Source organism: Phragmitibacter flavus, assembly GCF_005780165.1.
Classification (GTDB): Bacteria; Verrucomicrobiota; Verrucomicrobiia; order Verrucomicrobiales; family Verrucomicrobiaceae; genus Phragmitibacter; species Phragmitibacter flavus.
Genome location: NZ_VAUV01000009.1, coordinates 214,330 through 230,575 on the forward strand (window position 1 = coordinate 214,330; position 16,246 = coordinate 230,575).

Below are 16,246 nucleotides of genomic sequence, written 5' to 3' on the forward strand. Positions count from 1 at the left end.
GAATTCCTCGAACCAACCCAATCTCAAAGCTTCTTAAACGCCGCTTCCAAACTCGCCACATCCACATTCGACTTCGGAGCCGCCTTCGCAATCCCCTTCGCCGGAGCCGCCGCCTCAATCGCCGCCGACTGCAACGCACACAACTCCTTGATCCCCTTCTTGCCCAACACCAGCATCGCCGCCAGTTGCTCATCCGTAAACGTCGACTCCTCACCACTCCCCTGAATCTCCACAAACCGACCGTCCTCCGTCATCACCAGGTTGCAATCCACCTCCGCGTCCCGATCCTCTTCATAACAAAGATCCAGCAACGCCTCATTTTTGTAAATCCCCACGCTGATCGCCGCCACCTTCCGGGTCATCGGCTGCTCCCGCAAAGTCCCCTTTGCCAACAACCGGTTGAACGCCATCGTCGCCGCCACACAGGCTCCGGTGATCGACGCCGTGCGCGTTCCGCCATCCGCCTGCAACACATCACAATCGATCCACAACGTGCGCGAACCCAACTTCTTCAAATCCACCACCGCCCGCAAACTGCGACCGATCAAACGCTGAATCTCCTGACTCCGACCATCCAGTTTCCCCCGTGAAATGTCCCGATCTTTGCGGTCCAGCGTCGAATACGGCAGCATCGAATACTCCGCCGTCAACCATCCCCCCTGCACCCCCTGCACCTTCATCCAGCGCGGCACCTCATCCTGAATCGTCGCCGCACAAATCACCCGTGTTTTGCCAAACGACACCAACACCGACCCCGTCGCATGCGGGGCAATATCCGGTTCAAACGAAATTTCACGAAGTTGGTCGGCGGCACGGGAATCAGAGCGAGGCATCAGGCAACTACGGGAAAAGACAGAAGATGGCAAGACAGAAGACACAAGACTTCGTCCGCTCAACCCCCACCATTTCCAATGACCAATGACCAATGACCAATGACCAATGACCAATGACCATGCCGACTGCCGTCTTCCGTCTTCCGTCTTCCGTCTTCCGTCTTCTGTCTTCTGTCCTGCATCGAACTCTTTTGTCTTCTGTCTTGAACTCTTTTGTCTTCCCGTGTTTCCTTCCCCCGTGTCATCCGTCACCATCTACGTCCCCGCCACCTCCGCCAACCTCGGCCCCGGTTACGACTGCCTCGGACTCGCCCTCAACCTCCACAATCGCGTCACCATCACGCGAACCACCAGCCCCGGCGAATCCCCCGCCCATCCCATGGTGGCACAAATCGCTTCCCTCTTTTTCAACCACCACCAGACCAACACCTCCCCCTTCGGCTTCACCTGGCACATTGAAGGCGAAGTCCCCCGCTCCCGCGGCCTCGGCAGCAGCGTCACCGTCCGCCTCGGCGTCCTCATGGGCCTCAACGCCCTCGCCGGCAACCCGCTCAACCGCGAAATCCTCTTCAACATCTGCACCATCGCCGAAGGCCATCCCGACAACGTCGCCCCCGCCGTCTTCGGCGGTTTCGCCCTCGCCAGCTCCACCCAGCACTTCCGTTTTGAAGTCGATCCCCGCCTCAAAGCCGTCATAGCCATTCCCGCCCTCGAAGTCGAAACCTCCCAGGCCCGCGCCGCCCTGCCGACCAGCATCCCGCACGCCGAAGCCGCCAAAAACACCGCCAACGCCGCCGTGATCGTCGCCGCCTTCGCCACCGGCCAATACGAAAAACTCGTCGGCGCTTTCCACGACTACCTCCACCAACCCTACCGACAGCACCTCATCCCTGGCCTCTTCGACACCATCAACGCCGGCATCGACGCCGGTGCCCTCGGCGGTTACCTCAGCGGCTCCGGCTCCACCATCGCCTGCCTCACCCTCAGCGAAGATCCCCAATCCATCGCCCAGGCCATGCAGGCCGCCCTTGCCGCCAAACAAATTTCCTCCCACACCCACATCCTCACCCCCGACAACCAAGGCGCCCAAGTCCAGCTCTGAAAATTATCCTTTATCCCTTATCCTTTAGCCTTTCGATATGGACTTCAAAGATCAGCTGGAAGAACTTGAGCAGTGGGCCATCGCGGTCATCCTGCACAACAAACCAGGCGTCAAAGAAAGCTTCGCCCGCTGCCTCATGCACGGCCTTTCTTGGATCTACAAAGGCCTCGTCCGGCTCCGCATCAAACTTTACCGTGAACGTTTCATTCACGACCACCACCTCGGTGTCCCCGTCATCAGCATCGGCAATCTCACCGTCGGCGGCACCGGCAAAACCCCCGTCTGCGAGCTCCTCGCCCGCGCCCTGCAAAAACACGGTCGCCGCGTCGCCATTCTCTCCCGCGGTTACAAAAGCAAACGTCAAAAACGCGTTCGCATCTGGACCAAACTTCTCGCCAAAGTCCGTGGCGAACCGCTCCCCCAAAATCCACCCCGCGTCGTCAGCGACGGCGAACGCGTCCTGCTCGACAGCCACATCGCCGGTGACGAGCCCTTCATGCTCGCCTCCAACCTCCCCGGCGTCGCCGTGGTGGTCGACAAAGACCGCGTCAAAGCCGGCATCCACGCCTTGAAAGAACTCGGCGCCGACATCCTCATCCTCGACGACGGCCTGCAATATCTCCGCCTCAAACACCGCCTCGACATGGTCCTCATCGACCGCACCGCCCCCTGGGGCAACGGCCACCTCCTCCCCCGCGGCACCCTCCGTGAACCCCCCCGCCACCTCAAACGCGCCAGCTACATCTTCCTCACCAAATGCGATGGCGGCAACAACACCGACATCATCGCCGAAATCCGCAAACACAACCGCGTCGCCGAAATCATCGAATGCCGCCACCGCCCCACCCATCTCGAAGACATCTACACCCGCGAAAAACTCCCGCTTGAATCCATCTACGGCGCCCACGTCGGAGCCGTCAGCGGCATCGCCGTTCCCGAAGGATTCGAAAACGGCCTGCGCAAACTCGGTGCCAAGGTCGACGTCATTAAACGCTTCGCCGACCACCACCGCTTCTCCGCCAAAGACATGCGCGAATTCATCGCCCGCTGCGAAAAACGCGACGTCAGCATGATTGTCACCACCGAAAAAGATTTCGTCCGATTCCCCAACATCCCCAAACCCGACGTCCCCATCGTCTTCCTCCGCGTCGAGATCGAACTCGTCACCGGCAAAGCCATCTTTGATCGCATGATCCGCATCCTCTGCGACCCAAGAGAAGTCCCCAAACCCGTCTACGGTGCCGAACTTATCGGCGTCGGTCTGCAAGAATGATTTAAATTCGGAATGCGAAGTGCGGAATGCGGATGTAACCAATGAATTCTCCACCGCCATGCCCGCTCCATCCCGCAACAACAAAAACCGCCCTTCCTCCAAGGCGAAGACGCTCTATTCCGATTCCCAGCCTCGCGAAGCACGTTTAAACAAACACGCCGTCACCGACACCGCCCTCAAATTTTACGAGGACTCCGACTTCCCCGCCCTTCTCGAAGGCAAGACCGACTCCCTCGTCCTCATCCTCGACTGCATCCAGGACCCTCACAATCTCGGTGCCTGCCTGCGCAGCGCCGATGCCGCCGGTTGCGCGTTGGTGATCATGCCCAAGGACAAAACCGCCCCCATCTCCGAAACCGTCCGCCGCGTCGCCTGTGGTGGAGCCGAAAGCATGCCCCTCGCCCGCGTCACCAATCTCGCCCGCGCCATGGACAAACTGAAAGACCTCGGCTTCTGGATCGTTGGCACCGCCGATGAATCCCCCAAATCCCTCTACCAACTCGACCTCAAAGGCAATATCGCCATCGTTGTCGGAGCCGAAGGCGAAGGCATGCGCCGTCTCACCGGCGAAAAATGCGACTTCCTGGGCCGCATTCCCATGGGCGATTCCTCCACCGTCCCCTGCCTCAACGTCTCCGTCGCCACCGGCGTCTGCCTCTTCGAAGCCGTGCGCCAGCGGCAGTAACTCCAGTTCGAGCATGTAATCTTCTCGACCATCTAAACCGGATATAGCCCGCTTAGAGGAGATATTCCCTCCGCGTCGAATCGCTATTAGAGACATCAAAGGCGTCGGACCTGAAGTCGGCGAATACATGAAGGACTTCGGTGACCGCACTTGGACAGAGGTGGATCGTCGAAGCTACCGTTGTCATAATGATGTTTACTGTCTAATGGATCATGAAACACTGATCCACTACATTGCGGGCTTCATGCGCATCGACCTTCAGGATAATTTTTCGAGGTGCGATGATTTTTTGATTTTTTTGTGTCTGGTGATGAATTTTGTGACTTCTGTGAATTGCTAACAACTGATCAAACAAAATACATCGTGCAATTCGTTGATCACTTCATCTACGACGAATATTTTTCTGATCAGCGAGATGGCTACATGGTAAACCGTGAAACAATTCTCCAGAACTTGGCCTAGTTGGTAGGTAGCGACAGAATAACGACGATTCGATAATCTATTCTTAACATCACCCAATCACCCCAAACCTCACCAACAGCAGCCCCACCACCCCCGCAGCCCCGATCCCCGCGACACTCAGCGACTGTTTCATCACCATTGTCGCCGCTCCCATCGCATCGCTACGCGAACCTTGCGACAACACCAGCCTCCCAGGCTGCGAAAACGGCCAGACCAAATGCTTCACGCCCGGTGGCAGCGCAGCTCGCAATTCCTTCGTATCCGCGTAGTCAACCTCTCGCGTAATCTCCCCAAACGCATACACCTCATCGCCAGCCAGCAGTCGCTCCTCCACATACCGAAACTTCGCATCCGAAGGTTCCTCCTGAACCTCATCCTCCGGCGGTCCCTCCATCGGCTTAGGCGTCTCTCCATACCAGATGCTGCGATGGGCCGTCATCGCCTCCACCCCCGCCGCCCATACCGCACAAGTCGCCGTCCGATCCGTCACCAGCAACGGCATGTCACAGTAAAACTCCTCCTTCAGCCTCCAGGTCCACCCCTTCACCGGTCCTGTCTCTCCTTTGGTTTTCCTTCGACGTTCCCGTTTCTCCACTTTGGCCGAATACCAGCAACACGGTTTTCCCGTCAACGCCCCCGACACCGGACCCGTCAACAACTCCTCCACCCGACCCTCGATCGCCACCAGTCCCCGCGCCACGTCTCCAATCGAACTCACCTTCACATCAAAAATGGCTTTTGACCGCTTCCACTCCCTGCGAGCCTGCACCACGCCCGTCAGCAGAAACACCCCCGGCATCAAACACAAAAATAAAAACACCCCCAACGGCACCCTCTGAATGAACTCCACCATGCGCTCCAATTGTTGATCCATCGCTGCTTGTGACCACCCTCAAGGCAACAACTCCCCCATCCACCGCGTAATTCATTCCGTCCCATCGCCATCGTGGGTTGTCTCACGTCATCATTCCGCCATAATGCCAGCGAACATGCCCATGCCCGATTCCGATTTCGAAACCGCACCCGATTCTACCGCCCAGCCACCCCGCCTTCTCTACTGCCGCTGTGCTTACGCCCAGGTCGTTCCCCAGCAGGTGAAGGATAGCGTCCTGGAAAAACTCTGCGAATCCGGCGCCAGCTTCGAATCCGTCGCCGACCTCTGTGAAATGGCCGCCCATCGCGACCCGCGTCTCCAGGCCTTCGCCACCCAAACCCCGTTGCGCATCGCCGCCTGCTATCCCCGCGTCGTGCGCGGCCTGTTCCAGCAATGCAACGCCACCCTTCCCCAGGACGACGACCAAATCCAAATCCTTAACATGCGCACCCAATCCCCCGAAGAAATCGCCGCCGCCATGCTCGACTCCCCCCCCGTTTAGCCCTTCCCACCCGGCTCCAATCCTGCTAATTTTCAATAGGCCATGATCACTCACACCGCCCGCCCGCTCCGCATCGTCCTCTACGAAGGCGAAGGTTCCATTACCCTCAGCCCCGCTGCACGACTCCAGGTCATGGCCGCGTTGCTCGACAAAGGTTACGCCGTCACCCGCAGCACCTCCAACAACCGCAGCGGCAACGCCTTCCCCCATGACGACCGCAGCCTGCTCGTCCTCGGCTCCTTCCCCGATAAACAAGCGCCTGACCTCGAAGACGCCAGCGGCAAAATCACCATCGAAGCCCGCGACATCACCGGACTCGAACCCGACGCCATCGTTTCCCTGGTTGAAAAAACCCGCGGCGAAACCCCCATGAACCAGCCCGGCATCTGGAAACCCTGGTTCCCCGTCATCGACTACTCCCGCTGCACCAACTGCATGCAGTGCCTCAGCTTCTGCCTCTTCGACGTTTACGGCACCAGCAGCGACGGCAAAATTCAGGTCCAGAACAACGACAACTGCAAAACCAACTGCCCCGCCTGCTCCCGCGTCTGCCCCGAAGTCGCAATCATGTTCCCCAAATACCAGACCGGCCCCATCAACGGCGACCAGGTCAACGACGAGGACATGCGGCGCGAAAAAATGAAGGTCGACATCAGCAGCCTCCTCGGTGGCGACATCTACGCCCGACTCCGCGACCGCAGCGCTGCCGCCAAATCCCGCTTCAGCAAAGAGCGCAGTCCAGACAAAGCCCTCGAAGAACGCAAAAAGTGTCTCACCAAGATGGTCTCCGACGGATTCATCCCCGCCGAAGTCCTCGCCGCCCTTCCTTCCCCCGAAGAAATCATGCGCAAAGCCGAAGAAGCCAAAGCCAAAGCCCAGACCGCGCTTGGGGCCTGATCTCAGATCTCCAATCAAAAATCTCAAATCATCAATCATCAATTCCCTCATGACGTGGACCCGCCGTAAATTCCTCCTCGCCTCCGCCTCCACCCTGGCCCTCCAGCAGGCCCTTCGCGCTCAATCGTTGCCCCCCACCGTCTCCCGTCTCAATCCCCTCGCTGAAGCCCCCGACTGGAACGCCCTCGAAACCTTCGCCAATACCCTGCCTCGCGAGGCCTTCGAACGCGCCATCACCAAAATCTACAACGACACCTCCGCCTTTCCCCTTCCCTGGACCATCGAAGGCGACAACCTCGTGGTCCAAACCACCTCCCCCACCACCACCCGGCCAATCCCCTTTCTCTCCGCCGGACAAAAACCCAAAAAGCCCACCCGCTACTGGCGCGCCCCCACCGAACTCCCGGCACTCACCGCCATCGACCCACCGCTCAAAGGCCTCCACATCGCCCTCGATCCAGGCCACATCGGCGGCGGCTACGCCCAAATGGAAGAACGCTGGCTCACCATGGACAACGGCGCCACCGTCGTCATGGAAGGCAGCCTCGTCCTCCAGGTCGCCAACCTCCTCAAACCCCGCCTCGAAGCCCTCGGTGCTCAAGTCACCCTCGTCCGCAGCCAGGACGCCCCCGTCACCACCGCCAAACTCGAAGACTTCCACGAACTCGCCAAAAAAATCCTCAACGACGCCGGCATCCCCGACCCACCAGCCACCTACACCGACCGACTCGACGAGCGCCGCATCATCAGCATCCAGTGGCAGGCCGAAAAACTCTTCTATCGCGTCAGCGAAATCCGCGCCCGCGCCCATCGCGTCAACCACGACCTGCGACCCGATCTTGTTCTTTGCCTTCACCTCAATGCCGAGGCCTGGGGCGATCCACAAACCCCCGCTTTCGTTGACAAAAATCATCTCCATCTCCTCGTCAACGGCTGTTACGGAGCCGACGAACTCCAATACCAGGACACCCGCTTCGAGATGCTCACCCGTCTCTTCCAGCAGACCCACGATGAAGAACTTCCCCTCGCCGACATCGTCGCCAGCGAACTCGCCAACACCACCCAACTCCCTCCTTACACCTACACTTCAAAGAACGCCCGCCGCGTCACCGAGAACCCCTACGTTTTCGCCCGCAATCTGCTCGCCAGCCGCCTCTATCAATGCCCCGTGCTCTACTTCGAGCCCTACGTGATGAACCACGAGCAGACTTATAAACGCCTCACCCTCGGACATTACATCGGTAGAACCCTGCTCGACGACCAGCTCGTCACCAGCCCCCTTGAAGACTACACCCGAGGCGTCATTCGCGGCCTGAGAAAATACTACACCAAAACCCGCCAGCCCAGCTAACTCATTTAGCCTTTATCCTTTAGCCTTTCCATATGTTCCTTCTCATCGGCTGCGGCTACATTGGCGAACGCGTCGCCGACCTCCTCCATCAATCCGGCCACTCCCTCGCTGCCGTCACCCACTCCCAAGAATCCGCCGCCAAACTTCGCAGCACCAAACCCTACCCCATCCTCACCTCCGACGTTAGCAACCACGTCAACCTGCAACACCTCGCCACCCAACTCCCCGACGCTCCCACCAAAATCCTCCACTGCGCCTCCTCCAATCGCGGCGGCCCCAGTCAATACCAGCGCGTCTTCGTCCACGGCTGCCAAAACCTCATCAAAACATTCCCCGACGCCCACCTGCTCTTCACCAGCAGCACCAGCGTCTACCCCCAACTCGACGGCAGCGAAGTCACCGAAACCACCTTCGCTGAACCCACCGCCCGCACCAGCCAGCTCCTCCGCGACGCCGAACAAATCGTGCTCGCCCATCACGGCACCGTCGCCCGACTCGCGGGTCTCTACGGTCCGCACCGCTCTTTTGTCCTCAAACAATTCATCGAAGGCACCGCCGCCATCGAAGGCAATCACGGCGAGGGACGCTGCCTCAACCAGATCCATCGCGAAGACGCCGCCCGCGCCCTCGTCCATCTCTTCAACCTCTCGCCATCCGGCATTTTTAACGTCGTCGACCAACACCCCCTCAACCAGCGCGACTGCTACCTGCAACTCCAAACCCTCTTCAACCTCCCGCTCCCGCCGACCACCGAACCGAACCACGAACGCAAACGCCCTTGGACCCACAAGCGCGTCTCCAGCGCCAAATTGCAGTCCAGCGGATTCACCTGGCGTTACCCCAGCTATCTCGACGCCCTCAAAAACGATCCCGAACTGATACCATCCATCCTTGCATTAGTGCCCAGTCCAGCGCATCCACTAGGTGCCCATGACCACTGACCCCGCCCAGCCCCAACCCTCCACCTCGCGCCGCCCGAGCAACATCGTGCTCATCGGCCTCATGGGCTCCGGCAAAACCACCGTCGGCAAACTCGTCGCCCACAGCCTCGGATTCAGCTTCATCGACACCGACGAAATCATTGTCAAAAACGCCGGCAAACCCATTCCCGACATCTTCGCTGCCGAAGGCGAAACCGGCTTCCGCCAGCACGAAACCGCCGCCCTCCAACAGCTCCTCAACCAACTCCAGCAACACGCCGTCATCGCCACCGGCGGTGGCATCGTCACCCGGCCCGAAAATCTCCCGCTTCTCAAACAACTCGGCTATGTTGTCTGGCTCTACGCCACCCCCAACACCCTTCACCATCGCACCGCCCACAGCGACGACCGCCCCCTGCTTCGCAATGCCGATCCCGCAGGCACCTTGCGTAACCTTCTTGAAGCCCGCGCCGACCTTTACAAACTCGCCAGCGATCTAAAAATCACCACCGACGACCTCTCCGCCCACGATGTCGCCTACGGCGTCTCCGAATCCGTCCGCGTCGAATTCGCCAAACAGTCCGCCTAGCCCCGTTGCCTCTTTCGCGACCATGTAATCACTCCGTTGTCACATGAAATGACCACCGGAGCATTAAAAAAACCAAACCCTTCGTTTGTGCTTGGCAATCACCTGCGTGCGTGGGTAGAGTCGTTTCCATCCACGACAACCCAGCCGATCAACCCGGCTGATTTTTTCAACGGCATAGGCAAAAAATTCGCGAATGGCAGGTCGATACAGAATCCTCGAACAGCTCGGAGCTGGCGGCGTCGGTGCCGTCTTTAAAGCCTACGACACCCAGCTCAACCGCTACGTCGCCGTCAAGCGCCTCCTCAGCCGCGAAGAAATCGAAGCCCACGAAGACCGCACCGACACCCTCGTCAAAGAAGCCGGCTCCCTCGCCGCCCTTCAGCATCCCAACATCGTTTCCGTCTACGATCTTGCCACCGACGAAGAAGGTTTCTTCATCGTCATGGAACTCCTCGAAGGCGAAACTCTCGCCGACTGGATCCACACCTCCGGCGTCCTCACCCTTCCCGACTTCTACGAACTCGCCACCCAGACCCTCGAAGCCGTCCTCACCGCGCATCATCAAAGCATTCTCCATCGCGACCTGAAACCCGAGAACCTCAAAGTTCTCCGACTCCCCGGCGGTCGCCTCCAGGTCAAAGTTCTCGACTTCGGCCTCGCCCGACTCTCCTACGGCGCCCGCAAAATGACCGAAGATCAAAGCGGCAACATCTTCGGTTCCATCTACTACATGGCCCCCGAACAGTTGCAGCGCCTGCCCGTCGATGGACGCACCGACCTCTACGCGCTCGGCTGCATGTTCTACCAATCCCTCAGCGGCTACCGACCTTTCGAGCATCAGGACATCCAAAGCGTCATCCAGCTCCATCTCCAGCATCTCGTCCATCCCCTTCGCACCGTCGCGCCGCACGTCCCCCAGCCCATCTGCGATTGGGTCATGTGGCTCTTCAATCTCGACCCCGCCCACCGACCCGCCAGCGCCCAGCAAGCCCTCGACACCCTTCGCGAAATTCACAAAGCCGGCTGGTTCAAAGTCTCCGAATCCGTCCCGATGGCCATCCCCGTCGCCGTGGCCGTCTCCTCAAATCCCAACCGGCCCACCGGCAGTCAGCGCCTCGTCCGCGGACCCGGTTCCTCCCAGCGTTTGTCCGGTCAACCCACCGGAGCCCTCAACCGACGCCCCCCCACTGCCTCCGTTCCCGGTGCCCGACCCGCCTCAGGTCCTATCCAAAAAACCAAACCCAAAAAAGACGCCGAAGAAACCACCCAACTTCCCTTCTGGATCTGGCCTGCCGGAGCCGCCGTCCTCGCCATCATCATCTGGTCCCTCTGGCCCAAAGGCGATGACAAACCCACCACCGCGCCCGCCGTTGCCACCGCCCCGGTGGCATCATCCGCTCCCATCCCTCCCGCCGCCACCCTCGCCACGCGTCCTCCCGACCTCATCTTCCCTGACAACATTGTCCACCTCCGCGCCGGCGAAAACATGATCGCCCCCGGCAACAAGACCCCCATCCAAAACAACGACACCGTTCAAACCTGGAACGACACCACCAAAAAAGACCTCTCCTTCACCGCCCAAGGCAGCCCTCCCCGCTATCTCTTCGACAAACCAGAAGGCCTCAACCACCGCATCGGCTTCCTTCGACTCCAGCCCGGCAACCTATTGCTCCATCGCATGGCCAGGGACAAATCCGCCTACAAAACTTATCCCATGGCCCCCGGCACCAAACGCCAGGGCCTCACCGCCATCATCGTCGCGCGACCCGACCCCACCGCCCAGGAAATCAACCTTCTGCAAATCGGCGATCAGGACAACCTAGCCAGCCTCACCGTCAAAGCCTACCCCAGCGGCGAATTCCGCGCCATCGCCCAGGTCGGCAAAGACCGCAAAGAAGCCAAAATCACCGGACGCAAAGTCAAAATCTACTCCATCCTCAGCGTCGTCTGGGACGCCACCACCAACAAACTCAGCTTCAACATTCGCAGTCAGGACGGCGGCAAAACCCTCGGCAGCGGCGACGCCCCACCCAAGCCCCCCATTTTCAACGACATCCGTCTCCCCGCCGCCGCCGCCGAAGCCAACTACAACGGCGACATCGCCGAACTCATCGTCTGGCCCTACGCCATGGAATCCGAACAACGCAACGTCCAGGACTGGCGCCTCTCCCAGCACTACTTCACCAATCCCGGCACCCGCTATTAAGTCTAAGCCCGCCCCTTTCATCCCGTTCTCTCCACGCCCCCTTAGTCAGTATTGATCTGTGATCATCTGCGGAAATCTGTGACCATCTGTGCCAAAAAAGAACTCTCCTTAACCTCCAGAAAATTCCTTCTTCACAGATTCTCACAGATACCCACAGATTTTCACCGATAATATCTCTGACACCACAATCTCCAGTTTGAATACCGCCGCCACCCTCATCGCCGCCGCCGAAACCCTCAGCCGCACCCTCGCCCCCCTCTCCTTTAGCGCCCCCGTCAGTCATATCTACAATCCGCTCGACTACGCCGCCGCTGCCCACGCCACCTACCTGCGCCGTTTCGCCAACACCAAAAAGCGCATCATCTTCCTCGGTATGAATCCCGGTCCTTTTGGCATGACCCAGACCGGCGTCCCCTTCGGCGAAATCCCCTCCGTCCGCGACTGGATGAGGATCCACGAACCCATCGGCAACCCCGCCATCGAACATCCCAAACGCCCCATCCTCGGCTTCGACTGCCCGCAAAGTGAAGTCAGCGGTCGCCGTCTCTGGGGCCTGTTCGCCGAAAAATACGGCACGCCTGAAAACTTCTTCGCCGACCACTTCGTCGCCAACTACTGCCCCCTCGTGTTCATGTCCGCCACCGGGGCCAACCTCACCCCCGACAAACTCAGCGCCACCGAAATGGCCCCCGTCCACAGCGCCTGTCTCGACCACCTCAAAACCCTCGTCGAAATCCTCCAGCCTGAGTGGCTCATCGGCGTTGGCGGATTCGCCGAAGGCCGCGCCCTCCTCCTTCAAGACCAGTTCCCCAAATTAAAAATCGCCCGCATCCTCCACCCCAGCCCCGCCAGCCCCGCCGCCAACAAAGACTGGTCCGGCAACGTCACCCGCAAAATGCATGAACTCGCCCTCTGGTAGTCAAAAAGGACCGCGAAGTTTTACTTCGCCTACTTTAGCCTTTAGCCTTCATCCTTTCTAATCCCTGCTCCAATTTTCACTTTTCACCCCCCCACTCCCTCTCTAACCTCATCACCATGGACAACGTCAGACTCGGCATCGTAGGACTCGGAAACATGGGCAAGACACACCTTGCCAACATCCGTGCAGGAAAAGTCACCGGACTTCGCGTCACCGCCCTCTGCGAAAGCGTCGGCACCCTCCCTCCCCTCGTTGAAGGCGAAACTCCCTTCACCGACGTCGAAGCCATGATCCACAGCGGCAAAATCGACGCCATCCTCATCTGCACCCCCCACTTCTCCCACACCACCATCGGCATCTCCGCCCTCAACGCCGGCCTGCACGTCCTCGTCGAGAAACCCATTTCCGTTCACAAAGCCGACTGCGAACGCCTCATCGCCGCGCACACCAACAAAAAGCAGGTGTTCGCCGCCATGTTCAACCAGCGCACCAACGCCACCTTCAAAAAAGTCAAAGACCTCATCGACTCCGGCGAAATCGGCGAAGTCCGCCGCATTCATTGGGAAGTGACCAATTGGTTCCGCACCAACTACTACTATGCCACCGGCGGCTGGCGCGGCACCTGGAAAGGCGAGGGCGGCGGAGTCCTCATGAATCAGTGCCCACACAACCTCGACCTCTTCCAATGGCTCTTCGGCATGCCCGACACCATCCGCGGCTTCTGCCAGTTCGGTCGATTCCACGAAATCGAAGTCGAAGACAACGTCACCGCCTACATGGCCTACAAAAACGGCACCACCGCCACCTTCATCACCTCCACAGGTGAAGCCCCCGGCGCCAACCGCCTTGAAATCATCGCTGAACAAGGCCGGCTCACCATCACCGACGGCACCCAAATCCACTCCCAGCGCAACCGCCAGCCCATGGGCAAATTCTGCATGGAAGCCGAAGCCGCCTTCGCCGCTCCCGAAACCTGGAGCATGAACATCCCCGTCGATCAAAGCGGTGGTCAGCACAACGAGATCCTGCAAAACTTCACCAACGCCATCCTCAAGGACGAGCACCTCCTCTCCCCCGCCGAGCAAGGCATCTACAGCGTGGAACTGGCCAATGCCATCCTCCTCTCCACCTGGCAGGACAAAACCATTGAACTCCCCTTCGACTCCGCCGATTACGAAAAACTCCTCATCGAAAAAGGCGAAGCCAGCACCTTCCAGAAAACCAAAGTCGTCGCCAAAGCCACCTCCGACGACTTTGCAAAGAGCTTCAAGTGACCAACTTGACATAGGTCCTCGGAATTGGCGCAATCTTTTACTGCCGCCGAAAACAGTCATTCTGTTTTTAGGTGGAGAACCATGTTATGTTACCGGTGATCAATCAATCCAAGTGGCCAGTGTGGTGCGCAAAGAAAGCGTTGCCCATGCAAGAAGCGTCTTTTGCATTGGAAACCTGCTACTACGGAGCGGGCTGGCGCACCCGTCCTGGCACACTTCTGCTGACAGATAAGGAGCTCATTCACCACTCCTATTCATGGCGAGACACACATTACGCGATGTTTGAGCCGAGTCTGCGCGTCACGATTCCGATGATTGACGTCGCGCACGTTGCTCCCCTGCGCCTCAAATTTGGATGGCGGTTGCTCCACGGAAATCCTCAATCATGTTTCCGCATGTTCATGCAAGATGGAACGCACCACGACCTGCTTTTACAACGCTCTGGCGAAGAATTTCGAAGTTCGCTTTCGTCTCGCGGGATTCCAATCGAGCCGGAAATATACGCCGTCTAGCCCCCACGCTTCCTCCCCCTCCTCGACGGCGCTCCTGCCAGCACCACCTTCACCCCCAGCGCCTCAAACCGCGCCACCATCTCTGGCGGAGCCTTGTCATCGGTGATCAAGACATCCACCCTCGACACCGGCGCAAAACAATAAGTGCTCCTCGCACCAAGCTTGCTGTGATCCGCCAGCAAAATCACCCGGTCCACCCGCTCAATCAGCCGCTCCTTCAACACCCCGTGACCATGGTTCGCGTCCATCGCCCCACGCTCCGGGTCCAGCGCGTCCACTCCTAAAAACGCCGTGCGGATCACAAATCGCCGCGACGCATCCTCCGCCATCGACCCCGTATAGCTGCGCGACGAATTTTCGTAGTGCCCCCCCGTGCACACCAGCGTCACCTCCGGCCGCTCCGCCAGCCGCATCACCACATGATGCGCATTTGTCACCACCGTCATCGGCATCGCCGGTAAAAAATCCGCCAGCCGCAACACCGTCGAACTCGCATCCAAAAAAATCGTCTCCTTCCTTCCGATCCAACCCGCCGCCAGTTGCGCAATCCATTCCTTCTCCTGCGAATTGTGCGCCGTCCGTTCCGGCAACGGCAACTCAAACCGATCCGAATCCGGTCGCGCCGCCCCCCCATGATTACGCACCAGCCGACCCAGCTTCTCCAGCGCCGTCAGGTCCTTCCTGATCGTTTCATCCGACACCCCAAACTCCGCCACCAAATCCGCATTTCGGACAAAACCGTCATTTTGCACCCTCTGCAAAATCAAATGTTGGCGTTCGCTGGTCATCATAACGAAAAAAAGCATAAAAAACTTCCCCAACAAAAGCCAACCAAATCCTTTTCAATCCCAAGGAATTTTCACCGATTTTCTTGGGTTTCATCACTCAAAGATCCAATCCCACGCCGATCAATTGGGTTTTATTGGAAATGCCCTCACCTAACTCGTTCACCCTCAACAAAATAATGCTTTTCGAAAAGCAACGTTTTCCTCACAATCGGCGTTCTTAAATCCAGTCCGGGAATTTTCCAACACGCATTTCCCGACTCAGAAATCCAACCCTAAACGTCATGAATCCAATCAAACATTGCACCTCACTCGCTCTGGCAACCGCATTCGCCCTCAGCCTCACCACCACCATCCCTTCCTCCCTCACCGCCGGAACCACCGACGCCAAAAACGTCGCCCCCGTCACCCCCGAAGCCACTTTCACGTCCGAATCCTGGTGGACGATGAAAGCCCACCTCGGTTACGAAAGCCTTCACGTCTACCGCGGTGTCGACTCCTCCGGCGGACTCCCCATCATCTGGGGCGCGCTCGATCTCACCCTCTTCGACGCCCTCAACCTCAGCCTTTTTAAGGGCAATGACTTCGACGGCGACTACAACGAACTCACCCCCACCATCTCATTCACCCACGACCTCGGATTTGTCTCGGCTACCGCGGGACTCATCTGGTATACCTTTCCAGATGAAGACGGTCTTGATAGCGAAGAATACTTCCTCAAGCTCAGCCGCGACCTCCCCGCCGGCTTCAACGCCTCCCTCTGGCTGTCCTACAACCCCAACGCCAGCGGCTGGTATAACGAGTTCAAAGTCAGCCATCTACTCCCGCTTACCGACCGACTCAGCCTCGCCACCTCCACCACCCTCGGCTGGTCAGAAGGCCAACGCTCTGGTGGTTCTGGACTCGACAACCTCACCTTCGCCGTCGGACTCCCCATCACCCTCACCAAAAACCTCACCCTCACCCCCCTTGGTGGCTACGCCTTCGCCCTCGAAGCGCTTGAAAGCGACGACGAAGCCTGGGCCGGCATCACCCTGACCCTTCAGTTCTAAGCAATTCAAC

Annotated in this window: 16 protein-coding genes and 1 pseudogene; 14 read left to right on the forward strand and 3 right to left on the reverse strand. The window is 58.9% G+C overall.

Annotated elements, in window-relative coordinates:
• Positions 1–23 precede the first annotated feature (23 nt).
• Positions 24–833: a ribonuclease PH gene (gene rph / locus FEM03_RS13775; RefSeq protein ID WP_138086851.1), complete on the reverse strand. Its 810-nt coding sequence runs from the start codon at positions 831–833 to the stop codon at positions 24–26.
• A gap of 123 nt (positions 834–956) precedes the next feature.
• Here rph and FEM03_RS25920 point away from each other — a divergent pair.
• From FEM03_RS25920 to rlmB, 4 genes and pseudogenes are all read left to right on the forward strand, one after another.
• Positions 957–1,037: pseudogene (locus FEM03_RS25920) on the forward strand (hypothetical protein); the annotation flags it as partial.
• Between the two features lie 34 nt (positions 1,038–1,071).
• A complete protein-coding gene (gene thrB, locus FEM03_RS13780) occupies positions 1,072–1,935 on the forward strand; it encodes a homoserine kinase (protein WP_166442850.1) in 864 nt (287 codons plus the stop codon).
• 37 nt (positions 1,936–1,972) lie between these two features.
• Positions 1,973–3,208 (forward strand): tetraacyldisaccharide 4'-kinase, encoded by a 1,236-nt coding sequence (gene lpxK / locus FEM03_RS13785; RefSeq protein WP_138086853.1) that lies wholly within the window; start codon positions 1,973–1,975, stop codon positions 3,206–3,208.
• A gap of 58 nt (positions 3,209–3,266) precedes the next feature.
• A complete protein-coding gene (gene rlmB, locus FEM03_RS13790; protein ID WP_138086854.1) occupies positions 3,267–3,893 on the forward strand; it encodes a 23S rRNA (guanosine(2251)-2'-O)-methyltransferase RlmB in 627 nt (208 codons plus the stop codon).
• Between the two features lie 511 nt (positions 3,894–4,404).
• Here the strand turns inward: rlmB and FEM03_RS13795 are convergent.
• A complete protein-coding gene (locus FEM03_RS13795) occupies positions 4,405–5,229 on the reverse strand; it encodes a hypothetical protein (RefSeq protein ID WP_138086855.1) in 825 nt (274 codons plus the stop codon).
• A 121-nt stretch (positions 5,230–5,350) separates the two neighbouring features.
• Here FEM03_RS13795 and FEM03_RS13800 point away from each other — a divergent pair, with 121 nt between their 5' ends.
• The 9 genes from FEM03_RS13800 (at position 5,351) to FEM03_RS13840 (ending at position 14,399) form a co-directional block, all read left to right on the forward strand.
• The gene (locus FEM03_RS13800; protein WP_138086856.1) at positions 5,351–5,731 is read left to right on the forward strand and encodes a hypothetical protein; all 381 of its coding nucleotides are present in this window, start codon (positions 5,351–5,353) and stop codon (positions 5,729–5,731) included.
• Between the two features lie 42 nt (positions 5,732–5,773).
• Entirely contained in the window at positions 5,774–6,628 is an 855-nt protein-coding gene (locus FEM03_RS13805) for a 4Fe-4S dicluster domain-containing protein (RefSeq protein WP_138086857.1), read from the forward strand.
• A gap of 49 nt (positions 6,629–6,677) precedes the next feature.
• On the forward strand, positions 6,678–7,979 hold the full coding sequence (locus FEM03_RS13810) for an N-acetylmuramoyl-L-alanine amidase (protein WP_138086858.1): 1,302 nt from the start codon (positions 6,678–6,680) through the stop codon (positions 7,977–7,979).
• 32 nt (positions 7,980–8,011) lie between these two features.
• Positions 8,012–8,920 carry an NAD-dependent epimerase/dehydratase family protein gene (locus tag FEM03_RS13815; RefSeq protein ID WP_138086859.1) on the forward strand — a complete coding sequence of 303 codons (909 nt, stop codon included), beginning with the start codon at positions 8,012–8,014 and terminating at the stop codon, positions 8,918–8,920.
• A complete protein-coding gene (locus FEM03_RS13820) occupies positions 8,910–9,488 on the forward strand; it encodes a shikimate kinase (protein ID WP_138086860.1) in 579 nt (192 codons plus the stop codon). Before FEM03_RS13815 ends, FEM03_RS13820 begins: the two co-directional genes overlap by 11 nt.
• A 193-nt stretch (positions 9,489–9,681) precedes the next feature.
• The gene (locus tag FEM03_RS13825; RefSeq protein ID WP_138086861.1) at positions 9,682–11,694 is read left to right on the forward strand and encodes a serine/threonine protein kinase; all 2,013 of its coding nucleotides are present in this window, start codon (positions 9,682–9,684) and stop codon (positions 11,692–11,694) included.
• Positions 11,695–11,890: 196 nt separating this feature from the next.
• Positions 11,891–12,613 (forward strand): uracil-DNA glycosylase family protein, encoded by a 723-nt coding sequence (locus FEM03_RS13830; protein WP_138086862.1) that lies wholly within the window; start codon positions 11,891–11,893, stop codon positions 12,611–12,613.
• A gap of 116 nt (positions 12,614–12,729) precedes the next feature.
• A complete protein-coding gene (locus tag FEM03_RS13835; RefSeq protein ID WP_138086863.1) occupies positions 12,730–13,887 on the forward strand; it encodes a Gfo/Idh/MocA family protein in 1,158 nt (385 codons plus the stop codon).
• An 86-nt stretch (positions 13,888–13,973) separates the two neighbouring features.
• Entirely contained in the window at positions 13,974–14,399 is a 426-nt protein-coding gene (locus FEM03_RS13840; protein WP_206171003.1) for a hypothetical protein, read from the forward strand.
• Here FEM03_RS13840 and FEM03_RS13845 read toward each other — a convergent pair.
• Complete coding sequence (locus FEM03_RS13845; RefSeq protein WP_166442851.1) at positions 14,396–15,190, reverse strand: DeoR/GlpR family DNA-binding transcription regulator; 795 nt, start codon at positions 15,188–15,190, stop codon at positions 14,396–14,398. The genes FEM03_RS13840 and FEM03_RS13845 overlap by 4 nt on opposite strands.
• Positions 15,191–15,468: 278 nt before the next feature.
• On the opposite strand from FEM03_RS13845, the gene FEM03_RS13850 reads away from it, so the two are divergent.
• Positions 15,469–16,236 (forward strand): hypothetical protein, encoded by a 768-nt coding sequence (locus FEM03_RS13850; RefSeq protein WP_138086866.1) that lies wholly within the window; start codon positions 15,469–15,471, stop codon positions 16,234–16,236.
• Positions 16,237–16,246: the final 10 nt, after the last annotated feature.